Annotated in this window: 9 protein-coding genes; 5 read left to right on the top strand and 4 right to left on the bottom strand. The window is 74.1% G+C overall.

The genetic code is table 11. The features are described 5' to 3' along the window. Positions 1 to 36: 36 nt before the first annotated feature. From ABD324_RS23315 to cofC, 3 genes are all read right to left on the bottom strand, one after another. On the bottom strand, positions 37 to 990 hold the full coding sequence (locus tag ABD324_RS23315) for an NUDIX hydrolase (RefSeq protein ID WP_344420882.1): 954 nt from the start codon (positions 988 to 990) through the stop codon (positions 37 to 39). A 1-nt stretch (position 991) separates the two neighbouring features. Continuing rightward, on the bottom strand, positions 992 to 3,355 hold the full coding sequence (locus ABD324_RS23310) for an RNA degradosome polyphosphate kinase (RefSeq protein WP_344420879.1): 2,364 nt from the start codon (positions 3,353 to 3,355) through the stop codon (positions 992 to 994). Between the two features lie 81 nt (positions 3,356 to 3,436). Further along, the gene (gene cofC / locus ABD324_RS23305) at positions 3,437 to 4,081 is read right to left on the bottom strand and encodes a 2-phospho-L-lactate guanylyltransferase (RefSeq protein ID WP_344420876.1); all 645 of its coding nucleotides are present in this window, start codon (positions 4,079 to 4,081) and stop codon (positions 3,437 to 3,439) included. Between the two features lie 89 nt (positions 4,082 to 4,170). On the opposite strand from cofC, the gene ABD324_RS23300 reads away from it, so the two are divergent. The 4 genes from ABD324_RS23300 (at position 4,171) to ABD324_RS23285 (ending at position 7,711) form a co-directional block, all read left to right on the top strand. After that, the gene (locus ABD324_RS23300) at positions 4,171 to 4,881 is read left to right on the top strand and encodes a lysophospholipid acyltransferase family protein (protein ID WP_344420873.1); all 711 of its coding nucleotides are present in this window, start codon (positions 4,171 to 4,173) and stop codon (positions 4,879 to 4,881) included. Beyond that, on the top strand, positions 4,878 to 5,885 hold the full coding sequence (locus ABD324_RS23295; protein WP_344420870.1) for an NAD(P)H-dependent glycerol-3-phosphate dehydrogenase: 1,008 nt from the start codon (positions 4,878 to 4,880) through the stop codon (positions 5,883 to 5,885). Before ABD324_RS23300 ends, ABD324_RS23295 begins: the two co-directional genes overlap by 4 nt. Beyond that, complete coding sequence (locus ABD324_RS23290) at positions 5,882 to 6,988, top strand: cystathionine gamma-lyase (RefSeq protein WP_344420867.1); 1,107 nt, start codon at positions 5,882 to 5,884, stop codon at positions 6,986 to 6,988. Before ABD324_RS23295 ends, ABD324_RS23290 begins: the two co-directional genes overlap by 4 nt. A gap of 117 nt (positions 6,989 to 7,105) precedes the next feature. Further along, positions 7,106 to 7,711, top strand: coding sequence for an HNH endonuclease (locus tag ABD324_RS23285; RefSeq protein WP_344420864.1), 606 nt, complete (start codon positions 7,106 to 7,108; stop codon positions 7,709 to 7,711). Between the two features lie 218 nt (positions 7,712 to 7,929). Here ABD324_RS23285 and ABD324_RS23280 read toward each other — a convergent pair whose 3' ends face one another. Beyond that, the gene (locus ABD324_RS23280; RefSeq protein WP_344420862.1) at positions 7,930 to 8,724 is read right to left on the bottom strand and encodes a hypothetical protein; all 795 of its coding nucleotides are present in this window, start codon (positions 8,722 to 8,724) and stop codon (positions 7,930 to 7,932) included. Between the two features lie 144 nt (positions 8,725 to 8,868). Here ABD324_RS23280 and ABD324_RS23275 point away from each other — a divergent pair, with 144 nt between their 5' ends. Continuing rightward, positions 8,869 to 9,807, top strand: coding sequence for an NAD-dependent epimerase/dehydratase family protein (locus ABD324_RS23275; protein ID WP_344420859.1), 939 nt, complete (start codon positions 8,869 to 8,871; stop codon positions 9,805 to 9,807). The last annotated feature ends 65 nt before the right edge of the window (positions 9,808 to 9,872 follow it).

The following is a 9,872-nucleotide window of genomic DNA, read 5'->3' as shown; positions in this document are numbered from 1 at the left end:
GTAAATTCGGGGGCTCCCACGCGGGGGAGGGGCGGGTCAGGGGGTGGGGTAGTAGTCCGCGCTCAGGAGGCGGCCGTGAGGGTCCGCCGTCAGGAGCCAGGTGCTGGCCTTGCGGCTGGGGACGGGCTCGGTGCCACGCATGCCGTACGGGCGGACGCCCGACTCGTCGAGAAGGGTCTCGACGACGTCCGGGATCACCCCGCCCTGGCTGCACAGCGCCGTGACGCCGGGGGTGCCGAGCAGGGCCCGGAAGCGGACGAGGCCGGCGGCCGGGTCCTCCCAGTAGCCCTCCTCGCCCAGCAGCGGCTCCGGGGTGATCGCGGCGTCCAGCGTGGACGCGTACGGGGCGAGGGTGTCCGGGCAGCGGACCGGCGGGGACGCGTGGAAGCGCTCGGGGGCGAAGCGGCCCAGGAACCCGACGAGGTGCGCGGCCTGCGCGCGCCCGCTCGACGAGAGCGGGCGCAGGTCGTCGTCGCCCTCCCAGTCCTTGCGGCTGCCCGCCTTGGCGTGCCGCACCAGAACCAGGACCGACGCGGGCGGGCGGAACCGGGCGAGCACGTCGCGGTCGTGGGAGTAGGTCACCAGGCCCGGGGCGTCGGCGAGGGGGACCCAGCGCAGCTCGTCCGTCTCGTCGTTCGCGACGAACGCGGCGTCGTCGACGGCCTCGGCGGCCCAGTACCGCACCAGCTTCCGGCCCTCCGGCACCCCGTACCGGACGTCGCCGAGCCGGGCCCCGAGCCGCGCGGCGACCCCGGTCTCCTCCCGCGTCTCGCGCAGCGCGCAGTCCGCGAGCTCGCCGTGGTCGAGGCCCTTGTCCAGTTTGCCCTTCGGCAACGACCAGTCGTCGTACCGCGGCCGGTGCACCAGGGCGACCTCCACGGCTCGTGAGTGGCGATGGTCGCCCTGGCGACCATCGCCACTCACGGGGCGCCAGAGGACCGTGCCCGCGGCGAGGACGTCGGCGCCGAGGGCGGTGTGGAGCGCGGACACCTCAGCTCTCGGCGTCGGCGGGCTGGCGCGCCGCGTGGGTGATCATCAGCTCCGCCTGGTGGTCCCGCACCTTCTCCAGGTCCGTGCCCGGGGGCGGTGACGGGTTCCAGGTGCCGTCCGCGTCGAGGGTCCAGCAGCGGGTGGCCGGGTCGAGGGCGGAGGAGAAGACGTCCGCGAGCTGGCCGGACAGCCGCGGGTCCGCGACGCGGAGCAGGACCTCGACGCGGCGGTCGAGGTTGCGGTGCATCATGTCCGCGCTGCCGATCCAGTACTCGTCCGCGGCGGCGAAGTGGAACACCCGCGAGTGCTCCAGGAAGCGGCCGAGGATCGAGCGTACCCGGATGTTCTCCGAGAGCCCCGGGCGGCCCGGGCGCAGCGCGCAGATCCCGCGGACCACGACGTCCACCGGCACGCCGGCCTGCGAGGCCCGGTACAGGGCGTCGATCACCTGCTCGTCGACGAGCGAGTTGACCTTGATCTGCACCCGCGCGCTGGTGTCGCCGGCCCGGAAGGCCTCGATCTCGTCCTCGACGCGCCGCACGATGCCGCGCCGCACGCCGTAGGGCGCCACCAGCAGCGAGCGGTAGGAGGTCTGCCGGGAGTAGCCGGTGAGCGAGTTGAACAGGTCCGTGAGGTCCGCGCCGATCGTCGGGTCGGCGGTGAGCACGCCGATGTCCTCGTAGAGCCGCGCGGTCTTCGGGTTGTAGTTGCCGGTGCCGATGTGGCAGTAGCGGCGGATCGTGGAGCCCTCCTGGCGCACCACGAGCGCGGTCTTGCAGTGCGTCTTGAGCCCCACCAGCCCGTAGACGACGTGGACGCCCGCCTTCTCCAGCTCGCGCGCCCAGCGGATGTTGGCCATCTCGTCGAAGCGGGCCTTGATCTCCACCAGGGCCACCACCTGCTTGCCCGCGGCGGCGGCGTCGATCAGGGCGTCGACGATCGGCGAGTCGCCGGACGTCCGGTACAGCGTCTGCTTGATCGCCAGGACGTTCGGGTCCGCCGCCGCCTGCTCGATGAAGCGCTGCACGCTCGTCGAGAAACTGTCGTAGGGGTGGTGGACCATCACGTCGCCCTCGCGCAGGGTGGCGAAGATGCTGCGCGGGGTCTCCCGCTCGCCGAACGCGGGGTGCGTGGCGGGGCGGAACGGCTCGTCCTTGAGGCCCGGCCGGTCCGTGGCGTAGACCTCCCAGAGGCAGGTGAGGTCGAGCAGGCCGGGCACGGTCACGACGTCCCCGGGATCCACGTCGAGCTCGCGGAGCAGCAGCTCCATCATGTGCTCGGACATGGTGTCCACGACCTCGAGCCGCACGGGCGGGCCGAAGCGGCGGCGGGCGAGCTCGCGCTCCAGTGCCTGCAGGAGGTCCTCGTCGCGGTCCTCCTCGACCTCCAGGTCCGCGTTGCGGGTGACCCGGAAGGCGTGCGCCTCGGCCACCTCGAGCCCCGGGAACAGGTCGCCCAGGTGCGCCGAGATGAGGTCCTCGATCGGGAGGAACGTGACCTCCCCGGCCTCCGGGTCGTCGTTGGCCACCTTGACCAGGCGGGGGACGTTGTTGGGCACCTTGACCCGGGCGAACCGCTCGGTCCGGCTGTCGGTGTCCCGCACCGTGACGGCGAGGTTGAGCGAGAGCCCCGAGATGTAGGGGAAGGGGTGCGCCGGGTCCACCGCCAGCGGCGTGAGCACCGGGAAGACCTGCGCGGCGAAGTAGTCCGTGAGCCGCAGCCGCTGGGCCGCGGTGAGGTCGTTCCAGCGGCGGATGTGGATGCCGTTGCGGTCCAGCTCGGGGCGGACCTCCTGCAGGAACACCCGGGCGTGGGCCGAGGCGATCGTCTGGCCGCTCCTGGCGATCCGGGCCAGCTGCTCGCGCGGGGTGAGCCCGTCGGCGCTGCGCACGGACAGGCCCGTCTCGTCGCGGCGCTTCAGGCCGGCCACCCGGACCATGTAGAACTCGTCCAGGTTGCTCGCGAAGATCGCCAGGAACTTGGCGCGCTCGAGCAGCGGCTGGCTGGTGTCCTCGGCCAGGGACAGCACGCGGGAGTTGAAGTCCAGCCAGGACAGCTCGCGGTTGAGGTACCGGTCGTCCGGCAGCCCGCTGGGGGCGGCGGCGGTCGTGGGGGCCGGCGGGCTGATCGGTGCGGCCCCGGGCGTGGTGGCGGTCGTCGCCGCGGCGGGCGCCGGTGCCGTGGTGGTGCTCTCGCCGCGCTGGGTGGTCGCGGGGAGGGGGCCGCGACGGCGGGTGGCGGGCTTGCGCGCCGGGGGTGTCCGCCGGGCCGCGCTGCGCCGGGGGGTGCCGCCCTTCCGCTCGCCGCCGGAATTCGTGCTGTCGGAATTCTCGGTGCTGTCGGAGTTCTCGGGGGCCGTGCTCATCGGCGGGATTCTTCCTTACGGGACGAGCCCGGACCGGGGCCAGATGGACGACATCGAGGTGAACTCTGCATCACGGAAAGGTCACGGCCGGGAGCGGCAGACGAGCAGGCCGTCGGTCCGCGGGCCGACGCCGAGCGTGCAGGCCTCCCGCAGGTCCGCCTCGGTGTCGACGTCCCGGCGCAGGCCGGGCAGGGCACCGGACAGCGCGGCGGCACCGGACGCGAGGTGCGCCGCCGCCGAGCCCGGCCCGAACCGCGGATCCAGCGGCCCGCCCGCGGCGGTGAGCAGCAGGGTGGTGCCGTCCCCCCGGGCGTCGGCGCAGAAGGCCCGCCCGCCCGCCGCGGCCTCGATCGCCGCGTCGAGCTCCTCGGGGCGCAGGGCCGGCAGGTCCGCCTGCAGGGCGCCGCGGATCCCGGGCTCGAGCAGGTCGGCGCCGTGGGCGAGGGCCGCGTTGAGGCCGGTGCCCGGTTCGTCGGTGACGACCTTCAGGCCGGGGGGGACGAGTGCGGCGACGCGCACGTCCGTCGTCACCACGATGATCTCGGACACGGACCGGGCCGCGTGGGCCGCGTCGAGGGTGTCCAGGGCCAGCGCCAGCGCGAGCTCGGCGTGCCGGGCGGGATCGCCCACGCCGCGGTCGGCCGCGCCGCGCAGCCGGGACTTGGCGGCGGCCAGCGGCTTCACAGGGACGACGAGTCCGACTCCGGCATTCGGCACGCCACCCATCGTTCCACTCCGGGGCGGCCTCGGTGGACCGTGGGCAGGCGTTCGGGGGAGGATCATCCCCCGGACAGACAGGGGAGGAGCACCCATTCGTGAGGCGTGAGAAGTGCGGCTTCTGGGGCTGGTTCGCGGCGGCCGTGTTCTATCCGCTGTCCTGGCTGGTCGCGCGCCCCCGCTACGAGGGCCGCGAGCACCTGCCCGCCCGGGGCGGGGCGCTGCTCGTGGCCAACCACATCTCGTACCTGGACCCGGTGTACACGGCGCTGTGGGTGCACTCCGCCCGGCGCATGCCGCGCTTCCTGGCGAAGGCGAGCCTGTGGAAGGTCCCCCTGTTCGGCACGGTGCTGCGCGGCACCGGCCAGATCCCCGTGCACCGGGACTCCGCGGACGCCCAGCAGAGCCTGCGCGACGGCGTCACGGGTCTGGCCGAGGGCAAGATCGTGGTCATCTACCCCGAGGGCACGATCTCCCGCGACCCCGACGGCTGGCCGATGCACGCCCGCACCGGCGCCGCGCGGCTCGCCCTGGCCGGCGACGTCCCGGTGCTGCCGGTCGTGCACTGGGGCACCCGCAGCGTGTACGACCACTACAACAGGCGTTTCCGGCCGCTCCCGCGCACCACCGTCACGGTGCGCGCCGGGGATCCCGTCGACCTGTCCGCGTACCGGGACAAGCCCGTGGACGCGACCGTCCTGCGCGAGGTGACCGACCTGTTGATGAACCGCTGCAAGGAACTGCTGGCCGAGGTGCGCGGGGAGCCGGCGCCCGCCGGGTTCTTCCGTCGCGCGGGGGACCCTTCGTGACGGCGCTGGCCCGGATCGCGGTCCTGGGCGCCGGATCGTGGGGCACGGCCTTCGCCAAGGTGGTGGCGGACTCCGGGCGCGAGGTGGTGCTCTGGGCGCGGCGCCCCGAGGTGGCCGCCGCCGTGCGCGAGCGCCGCGAGAACCCGGACTACCTGCCCGGCATCACGCTGCCGGACCTGGTCACGGCCACCTCCAACGCCGCCGCCGCGCTCGACGGGGCGGACGCGGTGGTGCTCGCCGTCCCCTCCCAGACCCTGCGGTCGAACCTCGCGGACTGGAAGCCGCTGCTCCCGCGCGGCGCCACGCTCGTCAGCCTCGCGAAGGGCGTCGAGCTGGGCACGCTCAAGCGGATGAGCGAGGTCGTGCGCGAGGTCGCGGAGGTGCCGGAGGGCCAGGTCGCGGTGGTGTCCGGGCCGAACCTGGCGCGCGAGATCGCGGCGGGGGAGCCCACCGCGACCGTGATCGCCTGCTCGGACCTCGCGCGGGCGGAGGCCCTGCAGGCCGCCACCTCGAACGACTACTTCCGCTCCTACACCAACCCGGACGTCGTCGGGTGCGAGCTGGGCGGGGCCGGCAAGAACGTCATCGCTCTGGCCGTGGGGATCGCCGCCGGGATGGGGCTGGGCGACAACAGCCGTGCGTCGCTGATCACCCGCGGCCTCGCCGAGACCGCCCGCCTGGGCGCCGAGCTGGGCGCGGACCCGTTGACGTTCGCGGGCCTGGCCGGCCTCGGCGACCTGGTGGCGACGTGCTCGTCCCCGCTCTCCCGCAACCGCACCTTCGGGGAGCACCTGGGCCGCGGCGAGACCCTCGCCCAGGCCGAGGCGGCCAACCACGGCCAGGTCGCGGAGGGTGTGAAGTCCTGCGTGTCGATCTGCGAGCTGGGCGAACGCCACGGCGTCGAGCTCCCGATCGCCGACGCCGTCCGCCGGGTGTGCCACGAGGGCTACTCCGCGCGGGAGATGGCCAAGGAGCTGATCAGCCGTGCCCCGAGGTCGGAGTGACCGGCGACGGGACCCGGTGCGTCGGCGCGGGCGAGGGCGGGGCGCCGGGGGAGCCGGTGCGGTCCGGGCCGGTGCTCTCCTCGACCTTCCATCTCGGGCTGCCCCACGACCCGCCCACCCGGGACTTATACGGCCGCGCCGACAACCCCACCTGGCGGGCCTACGAGGAGGCGGTCGGCGAGCTCGACGGCGGGCACTGCGTGGCCTTCGCCTCGGGTATGGCGGCCATCGCGGCGGTCCTGCGCGCCGGGGTGCGGCCGGGTAGGGCGATCGTGCTGCCCAGCGACGGCTACTACCTCGCCCGGCTCCTCGCCGCCGACGAGCTCGCGCCCTTCGGCGTGGAGATCCGTGAGGTAGCGACCGTCGGCGACTGGGCCGCCGCCATCCCGGGCGCCTCGCTCGTGCTGCTCGAGACGCCGTCGAACCCCGGGCTCGAGGTCTGCGACATCCGGGCGATCGCCGAGGTGGCCCGTGCCCACGGCGCGCTGCTGGCCGTCGACAACACGACGGCCACCCCGCTCGGCCAGCGCCCGCTCCCGCTCGGCGCGGACCTGGTGGTGGCCAGCGACACGAAGGCGCTGTCCGGGCACTCCGACGTCGTGCTCGGGCACGTGACCTGCGGGGACGTGCTGCTGGCCGACCGGGTCCGGCGGCTGCGGACCCAGGGCGGGGCGGTCCCCGGGCCGATGGAGACCTGGCTGGCGCTGCGCGGGCTCGGCACCCTGGACCTGCGGCTCGAACGCCAGGCGGCCAACGCCCACGCCCTCGTCCAGGCCCTGCTCGGACATCCGCTGCCGGCCGATCTCCGCTGGCCGGGGCTGCCCTCGGATCCCGCGTACCCGATCGCCTCCCGCCAGATGCGGCGGTGGAACGGGGTGCTGCGATTCACCCTGCCCTCCGCCGACGCGGTCGGGCGGTTCCTCGACGCCTCCCGCCTGGTCGTCTCCACCACGAGCTTCGGGGGTCTGCGGACCTCCGCGGACCGCCGGGCCCGCTGGGGGGACGCGGTACCGGAGGGCCTGGTCCGGCTCTCCGCGGGCTGCGAGGACACCGACGACCTGGTGGCGGACGTGCTGGGGGCGCTGGACGCGGTGCACGGGTAGCCGCTCGCCCACTCCGCGGCACCGCGTGTCGTTCCCGCGTGTCCATCCGGATATCACACGTGCGCAACCGACCTCTCGTATGGTCGACTTACCTCATCCGAGCGGAGGTGGTCGCGCGTGCCGGACCGACAACCCGAGGGCCTCGTCGCTGTTCCCGACATCGCTGTTCCCCACAGCGAGGAGGACAGCGGGCCCCTCCACGCCGCGCTGCCGCCCGGGTCACGGGTCCTCCTCCTGAACGCCAGCTTCGAGCCCCTCGCCGTCGTCACGGCAAAACGCGCCGTCGTCCTCATGCTCTCCGGCAAGGCCGAGTGCGTGCAGGCCGCCCTGGAGGGCGCCGCCTTCCACTCCGAGAACCTCACCGTCCCCGCCCCGTCCGTGATGCGCCTCTCGCGCTACGTGCGGGTGCCCTACCGCCGCGCGGTGCCCATGACCCGCGCCGGGGTGCTCCGCCGGGACCTGCGCCGCTGCGCCTACTGCGGCAAGAAGGCGGACACGATCGACCACGTGCTGCCGCGCAGCCGGGGCGGCGCGCACAGCTGGGAGAACTGCGTGGCGGCCTGCCGGGCCTGCAACTCCCGCAAGGCGGACCACCTGCTGGAGGAGCTGGGCTGGGTGCTGGAGCGCCCGCCGGCGCCGCCGGCCAGGGCCGCGGGCGGGGTGCTGGTGCTGGCGGTGGAGCCGCACCCGGCGTGGGAGCCGTGGCTGTCCGCGGCGGCCTGAGGCTGCTCCGGTCGGAGAGCTCCCGAGGAGTGGCCGCAACGGCGAACGGCCCGTCCCCCGGGAAGGGAGACGGGCCGCTCCAGCACTGATCGGGGCGGTGGGCCGATCAGTACACGAGGTTCGTGAACCTCAGGAGTGGATTCGCGGGTGGTACACGCTTCGTTAACCACCGGAGTACGGATCGTCAGACTTCGGTACGGAAAGGCTCCACCGATCCGCTATCGCGCGAGCCCGAGAGTGCTGCCCCGCCCCATCCTGAGCAGCCCCGCCAGGGCGATGACGAGGCCGAGCATCTCCGCTGTCGACCCGATCCCGTTCAGCGCGACGCCGACGAGGTCGCTCGCCACCCCGCTGCCGTCGAACCACCACACCTCGAGCGCCTCGACGCCGGTGGCCCCCGCAAGGAGGACCGCGGCGCCGAGGGCCACGGTCCGCCCGCCCGGGCGGCGTAGGAGCAGCGAGCCGCACAGCAGCACGGCGATCCCGATGCTGAGCGCCGACAGCGGCCAGGCGGACGTCAACGGCCCGGAGGCCGTGTGCAGCGCCTGACCGTCTCCCGGACCGGTCAAGGCCTTACCCACGGGGCCCAGCAGTACGGCGAGGGACGCGAGGACCCAACGCCACCGCTCACGACGGGACGATGTGGACGCGACGAGCGCCAGCAGGCCGGCGTCGACCAGGGCCAGCGCCCCGCTGAACCACGCGGAGACGCTCTGCCCCGTACCCAGCCGAACCGCCGCCGGGATGCCCGTGGGCCCGCTCACGGCGAGGGCGACGAAGTGGGCGAGGACGAGGAACGCCGTAACCGTGAGGGCGATCGCGACGAATGCCGAGCCGCGGAGGACGGCGTGGCTCCGAGGCTTCTCGGGAACCCCCATCAGCTCGCGGGCGGCAAGGAGGTCGGCGGGCAGGATGACCGACCCCGGGCCGCTGCGCGGCATCCGGAACTGGATGGTGGCGGCGTCGTCGAGGGCCCGGACGGCGTCGCTGTTCGTAGTGCGTCCTGTCGGCATTGCCCCACCTCCGCGCCGCGAGCACGCCGCGACCTGTCCGATGTCGGAAGGTCAACGAGCGGCCCCCGGACTCGGGTACGGCGACGGATCGAGGGTGCCGGCCGCCGCCCCGGTCCCGATCGGGTGACCCGATATGCTCCGCCCGTGCGCGCAGTGGTCACCGGCGGTGCCGGGTTCATCGGGTCCAATCTGGTCGACGCCCTGGTCGCCCGCGGGGCCGAGGTACTCGTGCTCGACAACCTCAGCCGGGGGTCCACGGCGAACCTCGCCGGATCACCGGACGCGGAGCTGGCCGAGATCGACATCCGGGATGCGGAGGCCGTCCGGAAGGCCGTGACGGCGTTCCGGCCCGACGTGCTGTGCCATCTGGCCGCGCAGATCGACGTCCGCGTGTCGATGGCCGAGCCCGCCCTCGACGCGACGACCAACGTCGTGGGATCGATCAACGTACTCGATGCCGCGCACGAGGCCGGGGTGCGCCGTGTCGTCAACACCTCGACCGGTGGCGCGATCTACGGGGAGACGGCCACGGTGCCGACGCCGGAGACGGTCCCTGCCGCCCCCCTGTCGCCCTACGGCATGAGCAAGCGGACCGTGGAGACCTACGGCGCCTGGTTCAGGGCCGCCCGGGGCCTCGACGTCGTGACGCTGCGGTACGGCAACGTGTACGGCCCGCGGCAGGATCCGCGGGGCGACGCCGGTGTCATCGCGATCTTCTGCGAGTGCGCACTGGCCGGACGCCGGCCGACGATCTTCGGCGACGGCGCGCAGACCCGGGACTACGTGTTCGTCGGGGACATCGTGAGAGCCAACCTCGCGGCGATCGACGCCACGGACCTGCGCCACGATGTGTACAACGTCGGCACCGGCACGGAGGTCGACCTGCTGACGCTCGCGGAGCAGGTCCGGCTCGCGGCCGGGCTGGGGTCCTTCGAGCCGGTACTGGCCGCTCCCCGGGCCGGCGAGGTCCTGCGCAGCTGCCTGGACGTCTCCCGGGCCCGCACAGAACTCGGCTACGCGGCGCAGACCTCGCTGGTCGACGGTCTGGCCGCCACCCTGGCCTGGATCCGCACGCTGGACTGACCGGAGGTGCGCTGCCGGCGTCGGAGGGTGCGGGCACACTCGGACCGCCGCCTCGCACGACGGAC

It is taken from the genome of Pseudonocardia ailaonensis, assembly GCF_039531635.1.
Lineage (GTDB): Bacteria > Actinomycetota > Actinomycetes > Mycobacteriales > Pseudonocardiaceae > Pseudonocardia > Pseudonocardia ailaonensis.
Note: the sequence above shows the minus strand (reverse complement) of the source record. Positions and strands in the feature narration are given on the sequence as shown.